The 17,935-nt window shown below is 72.5% G+C and carries 14 protein-coding genes; 12 read left to right on the top strand and 2 right to left on the bottom strand.

Annotation, left to right across the window (positions count from 1 at the left end):
• Nucleotides 1-22: 22 nt before the first annotated feature.
• Nucleotides 23-490 carry a carboxymuconolactone decarboxylase family protein gene (locus NE234_RS39885; RefSeq protein ID WP_252786296.1) on the bottom strand — a complete coding sequence of 156 codons (468 nt, stop codon included), beginning with the start codon at nucleotides 488-490 and terminating at the stop codon, nucleotides 23-25.
• Between the two features lie 1,087 nt (nucleotides 491-1,577).
• Between NE234_RS39885 and NE234_RS39880 the strand changes: the two genes are divergently transcribed.
• From NE234_RS39880 to NE234_RS39825, 12 genes are all read left to right on the top strand, one after another.
• Nucleotides 1,578-3,026, top strand: coding sequence for an NAD(P)/FAD-dependent oxidoreductase (locus tag NE234_RS39880; RefSeq protein WP_252786294.1), 1,449 nt, complete (start codon nucleotides 1,578-1,580; stop codon nucleotides 3,024-3,026).
• A gap of 26 nt (nucleotides 3,027-3,052) precedes the next feature.
• Complete coding sequence (locus NE234_RS39875) at nucleotides 3,053-4,909, top strand: B12-binding domain-containing radical SAM protein (RefSeq protein ID WP_252786293.1); 1,857 nt, start codon at nucleotides 3,053-3,055, stop codon at nucleotides 4,907-4,909.
• Nucleotides 4,906-6,261, top strand: a complete 1,356-nt coding sequence (locus NE234_RS39870) for an aminotransferase class III-fold pyridoxal phosphate-dependent enzyme (RefSeq protein WP_252786291.1) — start codon at nucleotides 4,906-4,908, stop codon at nucleotides 6,259-6,261. Before NE234_RS39875 ends, NE234_RS39870 begins: the two co-directional genes overlap by 4 nt.
• Nucleotide 6,262: 1 nt before the next feature.
• Entirely contained in the window at nucleotides 6,263-7,075 is an 813-nt protein-coding gene (locus NE234_RS39865; protein WP_252786288.1) for an APH(3') family aminoglycoside O-phosphotransferase, read from the top strand.
• Nucleotides 7,075-7,881, top strand: a complete 807-nt coding sequence (locus NE234_RS39860) for a PIG-L deacetylase family protein (RefSeq protein WP_252786287.1) — start codon at nucleotides 7,075-7,077, stop codon at nucleotides 7,879-7,881. Before NE234_RS39865 ends, NE234_RS39860 begins: the two co-directional genes overlap by 1 nt.
• Nucleotides 7,875-9,014 (top strand): radical SAM protein, encoded by a 1,140-nt coding sequence (locus tag NE234_RS39855; RefSeq protein WP_252786285.1) that lies wholly within the window; start codon nucleotides 7,875-7,877, stop codon nucleotides 9,012-9,014. Before NE234_RS39860 ends, NE234_RS39855 begins: the two co-directional genes overlap by 7 nt.
• 7 nt (nucleotides 9,015-9,021) lie before the next feature.
• Nucleotides 9,022-9,804 carry a TylF/MycF/NovP-related O-methyltransferase gene (locus tag NE234_RS39850; protein ID WP_308206989.1) on the top strand — a complete coding sequence of 261 codons (783 nt, stop codon included), beginning with the start codon at nucleotides 9,022-9,024 and terminating at the stop codon, nucleotides 9,802-9,804.
• A complete protein-coding gene (locus NE234_RS39845) occupies nucleotides 9,801-10,814 on the top strand; it encodes a zinc-dependent alcohol dehydrogenase (RefSeq protein WP_252786284.1) in 1,014 nt (337 codons plus the stop codon). The genes NE234_RS39850 and NE234_RS39845 overlap by 4 nt, the downstream gene beginning before the upstream one ends.
• The gene (locus tag NE234_RS39840; RefSeq protein WP_252786282.1) at nucleotides 10,811-12,082 is read left to right on the top strand and encodes a DegT/DnrJ/EryC1/StrS family aminotransferase; all 1,272 of its coding nucleotides are present in this window, start codon (nucleotides 10,811-10,813) and stop codon (nucleotides 12,080-12,082) included. Before NE234_RS39845 ends, NE234_RS39840 begins: the two co-directional genes overlap by 4 nt.
• Nucleotides 12,069-13,508, top strand: a complete 1,440-nt coding sequence (locus NE234_RS39835) for a glycosyltransferase family 4 protein (protein WP_252786280.1) — start codon at nucleotides 12,069-12,071, stop codon at nucleotides 13,506-13,508. The genes NE234_RS39840 and NE234_RS39835 overlap by 14 nt, the downstream gene beginning before the upstream one ends.
• An 85-nt stretch (nucleotides 13,509-13,593) precedes the next feature.
• Nucleotides 13,594-15,189 (top strand): hypothetical protein, encoded by a 1,596-nt coding sequence (locus NE234_RS39830; protein ID WP_252786278.1) that lies wholly within the window; start codon nucleotides 13,594-13,596, stop codon nucleotides 15,187-15,189.
• Nucleotides 15,186-16,316 (top strand): hypothetical protein, encoded by a 1,131-nt coding sequence (locus NE234_RS39825; RefSeq protein ID WP_252786277.1) that lies wholly within the window; start codon nucleotides 15,186-15,188, stop codon nucleotides 16,314-16,316. The genes NE234_RS39830 and NE234_RS39825 overlap by 4 nt, the downstream gene beginning before the upstream one ends.
• Here NE234_RS39825 and NE234_RS39820 read toward each other — a convergent pair.
• Nucleotides 16,234-17,910, bottom strand: a complete 1,677-nt coding sequence (locus tag NE234_RS39820; protein WP_252786275.1) for a GMC oxidoreductase — start codon at nucleotides 17,908-17,910, stop codon at nucleotides 16,234-16,236. The genes NE234_RS39825 and NE234_RS39820 overlap by 83 nt on opposite strands.
• Nucleotides 17,911-17,935: the final 25 nt, after the last annotated feature.

Raw genomic sequence — 17,935 nt, 5'->3', positions numbered from 1 at the left:
GGGCTCATCGCGGTGCTCGCGCTCACGCCACGGGCCACGGGTGCGCGGTGCCGGCGATGCGGTTCCACACGTTGATGACGGCGATCGACCACAGCAGCTCCGCCTGTTCCGTCTCGGTGAAGTGCGCGCCGACCTCGGCCCACACCTCGTCGGTGACGGCCGCCTGGCTCATGAGGGTGACCGCCTCGGTCAGCAGCAGCGCGGCGCGCTCGCGTTCGGAGAAGAACGGCGCCTCCCGCCACGTCATGAGCGTCGCCAGCTGCTTGGGCGTCGCACCCGCCTCGGCGGCGGCCTGGGTGTGCGCGTTGACGCAGAACGCGCACGCGTTGATCTGCGACGCGCGCGTACGGACCAGTTCGAGCAGGCGCTGGTCGAGGCTCACCTTGTCGGCGGCCGCGTCGAAGGCCTCCATCGCCTGCATGATGTGCGGGGCGAGACGGTCCACCGGCAACCGGAAGTTGGACATACCCGATGGATTGGCAGCGGTCATCGTCGCTCCTGTCTACACGCCGGCAGCGTGTCGAGTCTGCGAATACGTTCTGGGTCCACAGGGCAACGACGCGCGCACTGCTGCGCGCGCACGAGTGGTTGAGATTTCAAGTCTGGATCCCCGTTCCCCCGATATGCCCCTTCCTACTCGAAGAACGGCGCCCGACGCAACGGGCACCGGCTGCGGCGCAATCATCCGGGCATTAACCGGTGACCGTACGGAGCGCATTCCTGCCGTTACATCCGCCGTGCGGAGCGACATCTGACGAGCCGTTCTGAGCTGCCAATACGCGCGTGCCGAAGACCGCCGGCCGCCGGTCGGCGGAGGACCGATTCCGGTGTTCGCCCAGCGGCCGAGCGGATGCCGAATCCACTGCGGACAACGGCCGTACATCGCTCATTCGGTCGATCCGACGGTGTCGACCTGCCCATATCACGGTCGATTTCCCCGGCGATCGCGTCGATCTCGCTCCGGGGGCGACCGGCGGCGCGGAGCGGAGCGGGGCCGGCCGATCGGGGGCCTGACCTCTGCGTCATCTGACGCAGACGGCGTGCCGGGACGGGCGGCAGGGTCGGACGCATGCGTGCGCGAAACCGTCTCCGGGCACGGCCGGAACCCCCCTGTCCCGGCCCGGCCTCCGGACCACGGCCGGACCTCGATGTCCGCTTTTTGCCAGGTAATTGGGTATTCCCTTCAAAAACTTCCGGCGCTATGGTGATCATCATTCGGCCCTCCGCCCACGGGAAAGGGGACCCCGGCGGCGGCATCGCAGAGCAGGGCCGAACAGGTCGAGACATCATGGGGGAGCGCCATGGGGGAGAAGATCGGCCGGGGAGCACTCCCCGATCTCATTCCGCTTATTCCAGACTGATTCCGGAAAAGCATTTCTCTTGACGCTCGGCGCCTGCGGGTGCTGATCGAGTCAGAGTTTCAACGACTTCATTACGAAGTATTCGAGCCCATCCCTGAGGACAGGTTCACCATGCCCACTCGCGCCATCGCGGTGTGGGCCGACCTCGGCAAGGCCTGACTCCCACTGCCACCGGAGCCGGGCCACACGGAATCGTGCGATCGAGATGGTGTTTACGTGGTTGATGCTGCCCTGAATTACGACGTCGTCGTCGCCGGCAACGGCGCACTCGGATTGTCCCTCGGGCTCGTCCTGGCCCGACGCGGACTGCGGGTGGCGGTGGTCGGCCGGGCCGACCGGCCGTACGCCGCGTCCGCCGCCGCGGGCGCGATGAACGGTTGCTTCGGCGAGGTGACCCCGCACCTGCTGCGCAGCCCGCACGGCCGGCTGAAGCTGGCCATGGACTTCCAGGCCACCGGCCTCTGGGACGCCTGGCAGGAGGGCCTGCTGGAGGAGTCCGACGAGACCGCGATCCGTACCGCCGACGGCACCGTGGTCATCCTGAACACCGTCGGCATCCACGAGATCGACACCGAGGGCTTCCGGGCCATCCGCTCGGCGCTCGACGAGTACAAGGAGCCCTACGAGGACCTCGACCCGGCCGACGTGCCGTGGCTGCACCCGGCGCCGACCGCCCGGCCGCTGCAGGCCATGTTCATCCCGGGGGAGCACGCGGTCGACGCGCCGGCGCTGCTGCGGGCGCTGTCCACGGCGTTCACCCGCAACGGCGGCACGCTCGTCGACGACCTCGTCGCGGAGGTGCGGCTGGCCGACGGCCGGGCCGACGGAGTACGGCTCGAATCCGGGACGACCCTGTCCGCCGGGCACGTCGCGCTCGCCACCGGGGCGGCCACCACGAAGCTGCTGGAGTGCCTGCCGGAGGAGATCCGCCATCGGATCCCGGCGATCGTCGCGGGCCGGGGCGTGGCCCTCATGGTCCGCACCATGGACGGCACCATCCCCCGCACCGTGATCCGTACGCCCAACCGGGCTTTCGCCTGCGGCCTGCACGTGGTGCCGCGCCAGGACGGGGTGCTCTATCTGGGCGCCACCAACGAGGTGGAGTCCCAGGTCGGGACGACCGCCGCCATCGGCGAGCTGAACCTGCTGCTCAGCGGCGCCAGCCAGATGCACGACGACCTGGTCAACGGCTGGGTCGAGCGGATCATGGTCGGCAACCGGCCGGTACCCCTGGACGGCTTCCCGCTGCTGGGGGAGGTCGGGATCGACGGTCTGTGGCTCATGACGGGCACGTACCGCGACGGCCTGCACCAGTCGCCGCTGCTGGCCGCCGAGATGGCCGCGCGGATCCTCGGCGAGCCGCGCGACAAGGAGCTGGACGTCTTCACGCCGGTGCGCCCGCCGATCCAGTCGATGACGCGCGAGGAGTGCCTGGAGATGGCGGTACGGCACACCCTCGGCAGTGGCTACGAGCACGAGTGGCGGTTGCCGGACGACTGGCCGCCGATGATCGAAAAACACTTCCGGAGCGCGTTCGGCCGGTCGCTGGAGGAGGTCGACCCCGAGTTCGTTCCGCCGCCGGAGATGTTCATCTTCGCCGACGACCACATCCATGCCGCGCTGCGCACGTACTACGCGGCGCACCGCGGCGCGTCCGGACGGTAGAGCCGATGTCGGAAGGGGCCGCAGGTGTGTCGACCAGGACGGACACCGGCGTGACGCGGGTACTGCTGATCAAACCGCCGATCCGCGCGTGCATGATCGAGATCGGCCGGCACATGCCGATCGGGCTCGCCTACCTCGCCTCCCAGCTGCGAGAGAGCGGCATGGAGGTCGACATCTTCGACTCTCTGGCGTTCAGCGACGACAACCACGTCGTACCGCCGGAGCAGTACACGGACGCCGACCGGGCGAAGGTGGCGGCGCACCCGCGCTGGGACCACCTGGTGCACTGGGGCGCCGACTGGGAGCGCATCGAGCGGCAACTGCGGCGTGGCTACGACGTGGTCGGGGTGTCGTGCATGTTCACCCCCTACTACGAGCCCGCGTACGAGCTGGGCCGCCTCGCCAAGCGGCTCCTGCCGGACGCGAAGGTGATCCTCGGCGGGCAGCATCCGACGGTCGCGCACCCGCACGCGCTGGCCGAGGAGGCGTTCGACGCGCTGGTCCTCGGCGAGGCGGAGGCCAACGTGGTGGAGGTCGTCGAGGCGCTCGCCGCCGGACGGAGCCTGGAGGGCCTCCCCGGCCTCGCGTTCCGCTGCGGCACCGGGCTGTGCGACTGCGAGCGTCCCAAGGGCGTCCACCTGCAGCCGCGCGCCGAGTTCCTCCAGGACCTCGACGGCCTGGCGCTGCCGGCCGTCGACCTGCTCGACATGACGAGCTACGACGCGACGGCGACGCTCATCACCAGCCGCGGCTGCCCGTTCTCCTGCTCGTTCTGCACCGTGCACGCCACGGTGGGCAAGAAGTTCCGCGCCCGTACGCCGGAGAACGTGGTCGACGAGATCGAGCACTACGTGACCCGGCACGGCATCCGCCGGTTCTTCATCGAGGACGACAACTTCACCTTCGACATCCCGCGGGTCCACGAGATCTGCCAGGCCATCACGCGCCGGGGCCTCGACGTGGAGTTGCACCTGCCCAACGGCATGACGGTGGTGAAGCTGGACAAGCCGCTCGTCGACGACATGGCCGCCGCCGGATTCTCCAGCCTCTTCCTGGGGCTGGAGACCACGGACGTCAAGCGGCTGCGGCAGATCCGGAAGGGCTTCACCTCGCTGGAGAAGGTGAACGCCGGCGCCGGGCTGTTCACCGACCACGGCATCGACGTCGGCGCGTCGCTCATCGTCGGGCTGCTCGGGCAGACCACGGCCGAGGTCGCCCGGGACTCGATCAACCTGATGCTCGCCGGCATCAGCTTCTGGACCAACCCGTTCTATCCGATTCCGGGATCGCCGGACTTCCAGCAGTGCCTCGCCAACGGGCTCATCACACCGCAGACCGAACTGGCCCTGTACGACCAGTTCAACTTCGCGATCGGGTCCGACAACCTGTCGCCCGCCGAGCTGTACTGGTCGGTCGTCATCACGCAGGCCATGGCGCACTGGCCGGACTACGTGGTGGAAGGCGCGCGGGTGCGCCGCGAACGCGGACCGGTCGGCCTCGACGAGGCGTTGCGGCGGCTGGTCGCCCACAGCGGCGACCTGTTCGGGCCGAACGGCGAGCTGGAGGTCCCCGCTGTGCCGGCGGCGATCGACGGCCACGTCGTGCACGCGCATCCGGACGGCTGCTTCCACGCGGCACAGCGCATCGATCCACGGCGGCTCCCCGGCGAGGTGTGCACCTTCACCGGCGACGTCTTCGCCGCCGCGGTGAGCCTCTACACCGGCGTGGCGTACCGCTCCGACCAGCTGCCGCGCAGCCTCGGTGACGGCTGCGCCTTCGCCCTCGACAACACCCACGTGGACGGCGTCTTCGACGACGTCCGCAAGACCGTGCTCGACGAGCTCGACGACGCCATGACCGCGACCGAGAGGGAGGCCGTATGACCAGCGAGGCCACGCAGACCATGGTGAACAACCTGGAGACCATCGACCGGGCGCGGCGGGTCACCGCCGCCGAGCAGTACGACATCGGCACCCGGTTCCCGTCGGTCATCGTGAAGGCCCAGGGATCCTGGATGGAGGACGTCGAGGGGCGGCGCATCCTCGACGTCACCGCCGCCAGCGGCGCCCTGCTCCTGGGCAACCGGCACCCGGCCGTGGTGGAGGCGATCACCAAGTGCATCAGCGAGCACGGCACGGTGTTCGCGAGCACGATCTCGCTGCCGCGCATCGAGCTGGCCGAGCGGCTGTGCGAGCGCTACCCGGCCGGTGAGAAGGCGGTGTTCAACAAGAGCGGCTCCGAGGCGACCACCGCCGCCATCCGGATGGCGCGCGCCGCCAGCGGCCGGGACATCATCGTGACCTCCGGCTACCACGGCTGGTACGACTGGCACCTCAACTACCTCAGCATCGGGTTCGACCCGGGGACGCGCATCGCCTGTTACGGCTACAACGAGACGGCGCTGCGGCGGCTGCTGCACGAGTTCGCCGGCGAGATCGCCGCGGTGATCGTGACGCCCGAGCCGGCGTGGTTCGACGAGGAGTACTACCGCCGCGTCTCGCAGCTGTGCGCCGAGTACGGCGTGTACTTCATCATCGACGAGGTGATCACCGGCTTCCGGTGGGGCCACCGGGGCCTCAACGGCACCGGCCAGGTGCCGGCCGACGCGATCACGCTGAGCAAGGGCCTGGGGAACGGCCACTCCATCTCCTCCGTCGTCGGGCGCCGCGAGATCCTCGACGCCTACGACAAGGCCGGGGTCGCCGGCACCTACACCCGCGAGGTGCCGCCGATGGCCGCGGCCCTGGCGGTGCTCGACGTCACCGAGGACGGCTCGGTGCACGAGCACACCCAGCGGATGGGTACGGCGCTGCGCGACGGGATGCGCGGCATCCTCGCGGACGTGGGCATCCCGGCCTTCGTCAGCGGGCCGCCGATGATGTTCGACGTCGTGGTGCCGTCCGAGCAGCTGTCGTGGGACATCTACCGGGCCGCCTTCGACCACGGCGCCTACTTCGAGGACAGCGGCACGCACATGGTGACCGCCGCGTACGGGCAGGCCGAGGTCGACCACGCGCTGGAGGCGTTCGAGAAGGGCGCCCGCGAGGTCGCCAAGACCACGTCGTTCGACTTCGACGCGCTGCCGGAGTGGCGGATGCGCCAGTTCGCCGCCGAGGCGTTCGGCGGGGCACTGGAGGACGACGAGGCGGCCCTGCGCCGCATCGACGAGACCGTCCACGCGATCGCGAACCGCGACCGGTCGCTGGCACGCGCCCTCGACCCGTCCTGCGGCTGAGATGCCCCGGTCATCCCCGGAGCCGACCGCGCTCGCCGGCCGGCTCGGGCTCCATGGTGCGTGGACGCACGTGGCGAGCCGCTCGTACGGCACGGTGATCCATCGGGTCGACGGCCGGCGCCACGCGTTCTACGTCAAGACGACGCCGCCCCGGCGCGACGACGACCTGCGGTTCCACCCCGGCGGCGAGGCCGAGCGCCTGCAGTGGCTCGCCGCCCGGGGGTTCCCGGTGGCCGAGGTGGTCGACGTCGGCGGTGACGACGACCTGATGTGGCTGGTCACCACGGCCGTCGAGGGCCGTTCGGCGGCCGGGCGGTGGGCGGCGCACGAGCGGCCCGCGGTGGTCGACGTCGTCGCCGACGCCCTCCGCGCCCTGCACGAGCTGCCGGTCGCCGACTGCCCGTTCGACGGGACGCTGGCGGTGACCCTGCCGCTGGCCCGGCTGGCGACCGAGATGGGCTGGATCGACCTCGACGACCTCGACCCGCGGCACCACGGGTGGTCGGCGCGGCAGTTGCTCGACGAGCTGACCGCCACGCCGCCGCCCGCGACCGAGGACCTGGTCGTATGCCACGGGGACCCGTGCCTGGACAACTTCCTCGTCGCGCCGGACACGCCGACGCTCACCGGCATCCTCGACGTGGGACGGCTCGGCGTGGCCGACCGCTGGAAGGACCTGGCCATCGCCTCGCGCGACGTGGCCGAACAGCCGCCCGGCGACGGGGCGGCCGTGGCGCGCCTCCTGGCGCGGTACGGCGCCCGCCACGACGCCGGCAAGGACCACTTCTACCGACTCCTGGACGAGTTCGTCTGATGAACGTACTCCTGCTGTCCCCCCACCCCGACGACATCGCCTGGTCACTGGGCGGCACCGTCGCGCGGCTCGCCGACGCCGGGGCGTCCCTGTCAGTGCTGACGGTCTTCGGCCGCACCACGTACGCGCCCGGCTCGCCGGTGCACGGCACGAGCGCGGCCGGCCCGGTGCGCGCCGCCGAGGACGCCACGTGGGCGGCCTTCGCCGGCGCACGCCTGTTCGGTGCCGACCTGCCCGACGCGAGCCTGCGCGGCTACGACGACGACACGGAGATGGGCGCGCCGCCCGAGCCGGAGATCGTGTCCGACACGGCCGAGACGCTCGCCTCGGTGCTGCTCGCGGCCCGCCCCGACCTGCTGCTCGTGCCGCTGGCCGTCGGCGGGCACGTCGACCACCGGGCCGCCCGGTCGGCCGCGGAGCGCGTGGTCGCCGACGAGGCGCCCGGCCGCGCGCTGATCTACTACGAGGACCTGCCCTACGCCGCCGGCGTGCACCGCCCGCACACCGGGCACCCGGTGCTGGTCGACGTCGCCGGCTGCCACGCGCGGCGTGAGGCGGGAGCGCGCTGCTACCCGTCCCAGGAGCCGCACCTCATCCTGCCCGTCATCGCCGCGCACACGTCCGCGGCGGGCGGCGAACGGCTCTGGGCCGCCACCGCGGCCGCCGCTCAAGGGCTCGCCCTGTTCCTCGCCGGCGCCCAGGTCGACCAGAACGCGCCGGCGGGCCGGAACGCCCTGCCGGACCACGCTCCGGCGGGCCGGAACACGGACGCGCCGCTGCCCAGAATGGAGTTCCAACCATGGTGATGCAGCCACTGCCGGTCATCCCGACGACGATCCCGGTGGTGCCGCGCCACGTCACGGTGTTCGTGAACTGGTCGTGCAACCTGACCTGCCGGGAATGCTGGATGTACGGCGATTCGGCGGCGGAGAGCACATGGCTCGCCGACGTCAAGCGCGACCAGATGAGCGTCGAGATGTGGACGGCCCTGGTCGACGAGCTGGCCGAGGGCAACAGCGAGAAGGTCTACCTGACGATCATGGGCGGCGAGCCGCTCATGCACAACGACGTCGTCGAGCTGATCCGCATCGCCAAGACGCGGATGCCGGACTGCAACCTCGACATGAGCACCAACGCCACGCTGCTGCCGCGGTTCGCCGAGGACATCGTGGCCGCCGGCATCGACGACGTGTACATCTCCATCGACGGCCCCAACACGGAGGTCAACGACCCGATCCGCGGCCGCAAGGCCTTCGAGCGGGCCGTCGCCGGGCTCAAGGCGCTGCAGGACGCCAAGGAGCGGGCCGGCCGCGGCCCGAACATCGCCCTGAACTTCGTCGTCACCGGCATGAACTACACGCACCTGGTCGACATGGTCCACCTGTGCGAGGAGCTCGGCGTCGAGGAGATCACCGTCGGGCTGTCGAGCTTCTTCACCCGCGAGGAGGGCAAGGGGTCGCGCGCCGCGTTCGAGGCGGTGACCGGCCGGCCGTTCATGTCCTGGGCCGGTTACTGCAACGAGCACCAGCACGCCGACATCGACCCGGCACGGCTGGAGGAGCTGCTCGACGAGGCCGACCGGCTCACCGACCGGGTCCGCGTGCTGGTCGCGCCGACCCGCTACAGCAACCGCGAGAAGAGCCGGTTCTTCGCCAAGGACTGGAGCCGGATCGTACGAGAGACGACCTGCGTGAAGCTCTGGGCTCAGACCACCGTGCTGCCCGACGGCCAGGTCGTCAGCTGCACCACGTTCGCCGACACGGTCATGGGCTCCATCCGGGACAGGTCACTGAGCGAGGTGTTCCACGGCGACACCTACACCCGTATGCGGCAGATGATCCGCGAAGGGCTGCAGCCCATCTGCTACCGCTGCTGCGAACTCAACATGGACATCGACGTCGATCCCGCCCTCTACGACGCCGCCACCGTGAAGGAGTGAATTCGCGATTCGTACCTCCGAGCAAGTCACCAATGCCACGTACCTCGATCAGCAGCGGGCCGCCAAAATCTACGGCGACGCATTCCGCACCGTCTTCGAATACGTCTACGGCTCGCATATTCCCGGCGCCGTCGCCGAATTCGGCTGCTTCGAAGGGTTCAGCTCGCTTCTGCTGGCGGACCTCATCGTCGAGTTCGACGCGCTGACCGAGTTCTACGCCACGCTGCACCCGCGCCACATGTACGTCTACGACTCCTTCGCCGGATTCCCGAAGAGCACCAACAACGTCGACGCGATCTCGTACGAGGTCGTCGACACCGGCTACTGGCGGGAGAGCGAGGACGCGTCGCCGCCGGGCACCGAGGAGATGCTGCGGCGGGAGTTCACCCGCCGATTCGGCGAGACCGGCTGGACGATCGTGCGGGGCATGTTCGAGCAGTCGCTGGTGTCCGACCCGCTGCGGCGGGAGGTCGCCATCGCCAACCTGGACTGCGACCTGTACGCCTCCACGGTCCAGGTGCTCGACCACCTGCTGGGGAACCGCCTGTTCCCCGACGGCGCCGTCATCCTGCTCGACGACTACAACTGCAACCGGGCCAACCCGCGGTTCGGGATGCGCCGGGCGCTGCGCGAGTGCTTCGCCCGCACCGACGGGTTCTACGACTACAGCGAGTTCATCAACTACGGCTGGCACGGCCGCGCGTTCTTCGTGCACCGCCTCGGCGACAGCCCGAACCCCGACGCCGGAAACCTCGACGCCGGGTACCTCACGGAAGGCGGGGCGCGATGAGCGAAACGGACATGCTCGCGCTCGTGGTCCGCGGGCCCAAGGAGCACGCCGTCGAGCGCGTGCCCCGGCCGGTCCCCGCACCGGGCGAGGCACTGGTCGCCGTCACGCACGTGGCGATGTGCGGCACCGACCTGCGGCTGCTGCGCGGCACCCTCCACGACGCGGAGTACCCGGTGATCCCGGGGCACGAGTGGGCGGGCCGGGTCGTGTCGGCGCCGACCCGCCCGGAGCTGGTCGGCCGGGCGGTCGTGGCGGACAACATCCTGCCGTGCCGGAACTGCCCGCAGTGCGCGGCGGGCCGGTTCAACCTCTGCGGCCACTGCGACGAACTGGGATTCACCCGGCCCGGGGCGTTCGCCGAGCTGCTCACGATCCCGGCGCAGCAGCTGGAGCCGCTGCCCGAGGAGCTGTCCGGCGCGCAGGCGTGCCTGCTGGAGCCGCTGGGCGTGGCGCTGCACGCCTGCGAGCGGGGCCCCGACGTACGGGACCGGCTCGTGGGCGTCATCGGCGGCGGCGCGATCGGGCTGCTCGTGGCGCAGCTGGCCGCGTCGGCCGGCGCGGCACGGGTGAGCGTGGTCGACCCGATGCCGGCCCGCCGGCAGCTGGCCACGACGCTCGGGCTGGACGCGCGGGCGTCCCTCGGCGACTGGGACGACGAGCAGCCCGAGGTGGTGTTCGACGCCACCGGCGTGGCCGACGTCTTCCCCGACGGGCTGCGCGCCACCCGCCCCGGCGGCGCCTACGTCCTCGTCGGCTACTCCGGCGAGGAGGCGACCCGCTTCGAACCCAGCACGGTGATGCTCCGTGAGCTGACGCTGTACGGCGTCCTGTCCGGCCAGGGCCAGCTGCGCAACGCGCTGGCCGCGGCCACGTCCGGCGCGGTACGGCTCGCGCCCCTGGTGAGCGATCCGCTGCCGCTCAGCCGGTACCGGGCGGTCCTCGAGGACAGCGGTGAGACCGCACCGTTGCGCCGGTTCTTCGAGATCGAGCAGGAAGGTGGACAGTCATGAGCGCACTCGCCGTCTCCGGGGGCACCCCCGTACGCCAGGGCCGTCCATGGCCGGCGTGGCCGCAGTACGACGGGGCCACCGAGCAGGAGCTGATCGCCGCGCTCCGGTCCCGCCGATGGGCGATCAGCTGGCCCAGCGACGGCGAGCGCGCGCGGGAACGGCGCTTCGCCGAGGAGTTCGCCCGCTACAACGGAGCGCCGTACTGCGTCAGCGTCGACCACGGATCGAGCGCCCTGCTCGTCGCCCTGGAGGCGCTGAACATCGGCCCCGGCGACGAGGTCATCGTGCCCGCCATGACGTGGGTCGCGCCGGTCACCGCCGTGCTGCGCGTCGGCGCGCTGCCCGTACTGGTCGACTCCGACCCGCGCACCGGCTGCATCACCCCGGACACCATCCGCGCCGGACTGAGCGACCGCACGCGCGCCGTCATCCTCGTCCACCTGGCCTGCACCGTCGCCGACCTCGACGGCATCACCGCGCTCACCCGCGAGGCGGGCGTCCCGCTGGTCGAGGACTGCGCACAGGCGCACGGCGCCCGGTGGCGCGGCCGCGCCGTGGGCACGTACGGCGACGTCGGCGTGTTCAGCTTCCAGAACGGCAAGGTGCTCACCGGCGGCGAGGGCGGCGCGGTCATCACGAGCGACGAGGGCATCTACCGGCGGGTCCAGCAGCTGCGCGCCGACTCGCGCTGGTACCCGGAGGGCGGCTCGGCCGCCGGCGAGATGGAACTGGTCGAGGCCGGCGAGATCATGGGCGCCAACTACTGCATGTCGGAGCTGTCCGCAGCCGTCCTGATCGACCAACTGCCCCGGCTCGACGCGCAGCACCAGCACCGGGAGAAGATCGCCGGTGAGCTGGAGCGGCGCCTGGCCGAGCTGGGCGGTTTCGCGCCCGTACCGCTGCCGGAGGAGGCCGACGCCCGGTCGATCTACGAGTACGGCATCCAGGTGGAGCCGGGCACGTTCGGCGACGTGCCGCTGGGCCGGGTCGCCGAGGCGCTCATCGCCGAGCTGGGCATGACCTGGTACCCGGCCGACGCGCCGCTGCACCGCAGCATCATGCTGCGGCCGGAGACCAAGCGGCGCTTCGCGGCGCTGTGGGACGACCACGGCCGGGACCGCGCCCTGGGCCGGGACTACAGCGGCGCCGAACGGTACTGCGACACCACGCTGCTGTTCCACCACTCGGCGCTGCTCGGCGACGCCTCCGACGTCGACGACATCGTCCGGGCGCTGGACAAGGTCCGCACGCACCATGCGGAGCTGTGACGAGGCCGATCTGCACGTCCTGCGGCTGACGCCGTACTACTACCTGGGCGGGCGCGAGCTGACCCACCGGGAGCTGCAGTACGAGCCGATCGGCGGCATGCAGGTGCAGATCATGCAGACGACCGAGCAACTGTCCGAGCTGGGTACCCGCCAGACGGTGGTGTTCCCCCGGCGACCGGGCATGCCGCGCACGGTACGGCGGGACGAGCGCACCCGCTTCGAGCTGCTGTCCCCGCCGGTGGCACCGATCCCCACCCGCTCGAAGGGCTACGTGGGGCTCCTGGTGTCGTGGGGGCTCGCGCTCGTCGCCTGGTGCGCGGGCCAGCGGCTGCGCGGACGGCACCGGCGGTACTCGCTGATCCACATGCACTGCAGCGAGCTGCCGTGGACGTTCCTGTTCGCGGTGCTCGCCCGGCGGCTGCTGCGGCGGCCGCTCGTGCTCACGGTGCACTGCAGCGCACTGGTGACGTTCCACCCGGAGACGCTGGGCGGCCGGCTGCTCATCGAACCGGCGCGGTACTTCGAGCGGATCGCGATACGCCGGGCGGAGGCGGTCGTGGTGCTCACGCAGCGGGTCCGCGACGCCTACCTCGGCCTCGGCCTCACCGACCCCGACCGGGTCCACGTGGTGCCGGACGGCGTACGACTGGCCGACTTCCGCCCGGACCCCGCCGCCCCCGCCGACACCACCGAGGCCGAGCCGACGGCCAGAGCCGAGCGGGCCACCAGGGCCGAGCCGGTCGTGGAAACCGAGCCGGTGGCGGAGGTTGAGCCGGTCGCCGGGGCGGCGCCGATCACGGCGGCGGAGCCGGTGGCCGGGGCGGGGCCGGCGGCCGAGGCGGAGCCGATGGTGCTCTACTGCGGACGGTTCGCGCCGGAGAAGGGCTGGGCCGACTACGTCGACGCCGCCGCCCTCCTGATCGCCGAGGGTGTACGCGCGCGGTTCGTGATGTGCGGAGACGGCAACGAGCTGGTCCGGTGCCGGGCCCAGCTGCGGCGGCTGGGCATCGAGGACCGGGTGGAGCTGCGCGGCCACCTGGACCGTCCGGACATCGCGCGAACGATGCGGCGCGCCGCCGTCGTGGTGATCCCGTCGCGGCACGAGGAGATGGGCGGCACCGTCCTGGAGGCGCTCACCGCGGGCCGTCCGGTGGTCGTCACCGACGTGGGCGGGCTGCCCACCGTCGTCGGGCACGGCGCCGCCGGGCTCATCGTGCCGCCCTGCGACCCGCCCGCCCTCGCCGAGGCGATCCAGCGGTGCCTGGACTCGCCGGAGCTGGCGGCGCGGCTGGGCGAGGCCGGCGCGCAGCGCGCCGCGGGCTACGACCTGGAGAGCGTCACCCGGCGCCTGCTGGACGTCTACACCGCCGTCACCGACGTCGCCGCACCGCAACGAGTGCCGGCCGCCGGTGTGGGCGCCGGCTGACCTGGCGCCGGGCGGTACGGGGTGCCGGCCGTCGGAGTGGGCGCCGGCCGATGAGGCGACCGGAAGGGGACGGGTGGAGACGGCGATGCGGCAGCGGCCGGACCTGGCGGTGCTCGGCGGGGGCGGCGCGGGCGCGATGGCGATCCTGTGGACGCTCGCGGCGGGCCGGTCCGCGGTGTGGGTGCCCGGTGCCGGTCCGCCCGGCGACCCGCTGCTCGGTCCGGGCGCCATGTGGTGCCTGCCGGTCGGCGTGCACCGGCATCTGGCGCTGCTCGACCGGCTTCTGCTGCGCCGCTACGGTCCCGGCGGCCTGCCGACCCGCGCCGATGGGTCCCCCTGGCGGCTCGCGGACGCGCTGCGGTGGGATACCACCCGGGCGGGCGGCGCGGTCGAGGTGCACGAGGAATGGACGGACGGCGGGCCACGCGCCACCGTCACCGCCACCTGGCCGGCGGTGCTGCGGGTGCCCGCCGCCCTGCTCGTCGCCGAGCTGTGGGAATACCTCGCCGCGGTGGAGGCGATGGACCGGCGCGCCGGGCACCCACCGCGGGTGCGGTTCCGGCCCGCCGATGCCGCCGAGCCGGGCACGCCCGGTACGCCTGGTACGCCGGGTACGCCTGGTCAGCGCGGCGGGCCTGGTGATCGCGGCTTGCCTGGTTATACCGGCGAACCGGGCGCTCCCGGCGAGTGGGCCGATTCCGATGCCACGGTCGGCCTCGGCCGGCCGGAACTGGTGCTGCTCGACGACGACCCGGCGGGTAGCACGGCGCGGGCCTGCGGCATCAGGACCGCGCCGCTCGTGGTCGACCACGGTGACGGGCGCGGCCCCACCGAGGCCCGCGCGCATCTCATCGTGGGCGCCCTGGACCTAGAGGTGGGCACGCGGTGCCGCCGCCGCATCGCGCCCGCGTTCGACGAGGACCACGACGAGTACCGGGTACGGCAGGTGGCGGTGGGCCGCGGTCCGGCCGGCGCGCCCGCCTGGCTGGCGGTACAGGTGCCCGAGCACCACGTCTTCGATCCGGTGGAGGCGGGGCTGGCTCCGCCCGGCTCCGCGCCCGGTTCGCCCGGTCACCTCGACGCCGTCCGGCTGCTGGTACGCCGCCTGTTCGTCGCCGCCGCGGCCGAGCTGCTCCAACGGCCGGGATCGGCGGTGGACGGCGCGGTCCGCGACGGTCCCGACCGACCCCGCCTGGTGTCGGCCACCGCGTGGCGTCCGGCCGACCCGCCCTCGGCTGGCTTCTTCTCGGCCGCCTTGTTCTCGGCCGGCGTGCCCGCCGACCCGCCCTCGGCCGGGCCGCCCTTGGGCGGTTCCGGTCAGGGAGCCGGGCGGATCATCGCGGTGGGTGACGCGGCGGGGGGCGGGCATCCCCTGCATCCCTTGCGTGCCCTAGCGCCGTTCCGCCACGGCAACCGGGTGCGCCGCTACTGGAGACGACGCGCGGCCGGCATCACGGCCGAGCGGGCCGCGGCGGCCCTGACCGCCGAGGTGGCGGCCGACACCACCGCGTGGATCGAGGCGAGCGTCGCCGACTTCGCCGAGCCGCCGCAGTTCCACTTCAACGCCGACTGCTTCGCCGAACTCGCCTACGCCCGGGCGCACCGAGAACATTTCGCCGCGCTGGAGGCCGGGCGGGCGGCGCCGGCGCATCCGACGCCGATGGACGGAGCACTGCGGTGACCGACACGATGCCGACACCGGCCAACGCGACACCAGCTGAGATCACGCTGGCCGGGGCCACGCCGAGCGACGCGACGTCGGCCGACGCGACGCCGGCCGCGACGGCGACAGCGAGCGGGACGCCGGCCCGCGCCAGGCCGGTCGAGACGATGTCGGCCGGCTCGACGCCGGCCGGTGCGGGCTCGGCGTCGGTCGGTGCGCGGTGCGAGACGCGGCCGGACGTCGACGCGGGGGCGGCCGCGCCGGATGAGTTCTACCGGCGCTGGGTCGCCGAGAATCCGTTGCTGGGGGAGCGGCGGGCGTTGCTGGCGCGGTGGCTGGACGATCCGGCGCCGCGGGAGGAGATCGCCGAGGAGCTCGGGCTGCCGCTGGGGGTGCTGCTGCGCTCGTTCAACGACACGGCCCCGATCGGCGCGCCGGTGCCGTTCGGCTACCGGGGCGTCCGGTTCGCCGTCACCGCCATGACGGGGGTCTGCGACGACATCGTCGGTGACCGGTTCCCGCGCTTCGGCACGCCGGTGACGCTGCGCTGCCACCTCGACGAGCCGGACCTGCTGCCGCAGGGCATGTTCGAGGCGGCGGACTGGAACTTCATGGACGCCGGCCGCCCCGGGTTCCTCGGGTACGCGTACGGCGTGCGGGAGGGCGACACGGTGTACCTGGCCGGCCTGCAGAGTGATCTCGCGGTCCGGTACGGCTACCTGTTCCAGGGCCGCGGCGAGGGCACCGACGTGCGTACGGGGGACGAGGTGGTGTTCCGTACGACGGAGGACCTGGTCGCCCGGTTCGGCGACCGGGTGCCGGTGCTGCGGCGTACGTTCCAGCGGTACTGGATCGACGTGCTGCTCGGCGCGGTGGCCGCGTGGGCCGCCACCGAGCCGGCGCTGCGCACCCTGGGCCTGCTGTGGTTCGACCTCGAGCCGCAGGAGGACGCGCGCGGGCACCTGGTCCACCGGGTGTACCGGCAGCTGCCGGAGCGGCTCGCCGCCGACGTGCGGCACGTGCACGTCGGCGGACGTTGTCACACGTATCGGACGGCGCCGTTCAGCCGCGTGGCGACACTGCTGGGTGAGCGCTGGAGCGCCGTTCCGGCACCGCGGGCGCCGGCGGACCGACCAGCTCGGTGATGGGCGTCGCCGGTGCGGCGAACCGGTCGACGAGGAGCCGGTGCGCCACCCGCAGCGCCACGGCCTGGATGGTCAGCGTCGGGTTGACCGCGCCGGGGAACGGCAGCAGCGCGCCGTCCGCGACGTAGACGTTGTCGGCGTCGTGGAGGCGCCCGTCCGGGTCGGTGACGCTGGTCGCCGGGTCGGTGCCCATGCGGCAGGTGCCGTGCAGGTGGCCGCTGCCGAGCTCCCAGCCGGACGGCTCGCGCACCACGACGCCGCACCCGGCGGCGCGCAGCAGCTCCTCGCCGCGGCCCAGCATGTACTCCAGCCGGGCCAGGTCCCGTGGGTGCGCCTGGTAGTCCATGACGATGTCGGTGACGCCGTGACAGTCGGTGCCGGGCCCCAGGCGTACCCGGTTGGTCGGCTGCGGCTCGTCGGGCACCAGCGCCTCGATGCGCAGCAGCTGTTCGTTGGTGCGCACGCGGTACGTCCGCTCGGGGCGTACCTCGTACAGCACGCCACCGAGCCCGCCGGGGGCGGCCGGGTCCTCGTACAGGTCGGTGACGGCGGCCGTGGAGACCGGGCCGAGACCCATGACCTCGCTGCGCGGCGGCTCGTCGCCGCCGCGGTGGCCGTAGCCGACGAGGTACTCGCTGAGCTTGAAACACAGGCCACGGCCGACGAGGTCGTGGGAGTTGCCCAGCCCCTGCGGGTGGCGCGGGGTGGTGGAGCGCAGCAGCAGCGCCGCGCTCTGCACCGCGTTCCCGGCGATGACGAAGTGCCGGGCGCGGAACTCATGCCATCGGCCCGTGTCGACGCGTACGCAGCGGAGCGTGTGGGCGTCGCGGCGTTCGTCGCCGAGGAGCGCGACCGCCTTGAGGCCGGCGAACAGCCGTACGCCGGAGCGCAGCGCGGGGGTGAGGAAGCGGTTGACCGCGTCGCCCTTGGCGCCGACGGGGCAGGTGCGCGAGATGCACGGCGCGTCGGCGACGCAGGCGTGATGGCCCTGGTAGGCGTCGGTGAGCACGCCCAGCGGCGTCGGGAACGGGTTCCAGCCGAGCGTCTTGGCCGCCCCGGCGATCGTGGCGCCCTCCGGGGAGGTCGGTACCGGCACGAGGGGGTACGGCGCGGAGCGGGCCGGGATGCTGGGGTCGGCCCCGGCGAGCCCGGCCACGCCGACGAGGTCCTCGATGGCGGTGTAGTAGGGGTCGAGCTCGTCGAAGCCCCACGGCCACCGCAGCGGCAGGTCGGCCTGGCCGAGCACCCGTTCGGCGTCGAAGTCGATCGGGCGGTGGCGGAACAGCACGCCGCCGTAGAAGACGGTGCCGCCGCCGACGTTGCAGGTGGTCCACGGGGAGCCGACCTTGCCCCACGTGCCGTTCGACTGCCGGACCCAGGCCGACTCGGCGGCGGCGAGGATGTCGTCGTAGCTGGTGTCGGCGGTGACGTGGCCGCCCTGCTCGATGACGGCGACGGACAGGCCGGCGCGACCGAGCAGCCACGCGACGGTCGCGCCGGCCGCCCCGCTGCCGACGACGCACACGTCGTACTCGGTGCGCACGTCGTCCTCGGTCGGTTCGGGGCCGTATCCCGCTTCGGTGCTCGTTGTCACGCCGTCCTCCCCTGTTCGCGCGGCC

Source organism: Actinoallomurus rhizosphaericola, assembly GCF_024055675.1.
GTDB classification, from domain to species: domain Bacteria; phylum Actinomycetota; class Actinomycetes; order Streptosporangiales; family Streptosporangiaceae; genus Actinoallomurus; species Actinoallomurus soli.
Note: the sequence above shows the minus strand (reverse complement) of the source record. Positions and strands in the feature narration are given on the sequence as shown.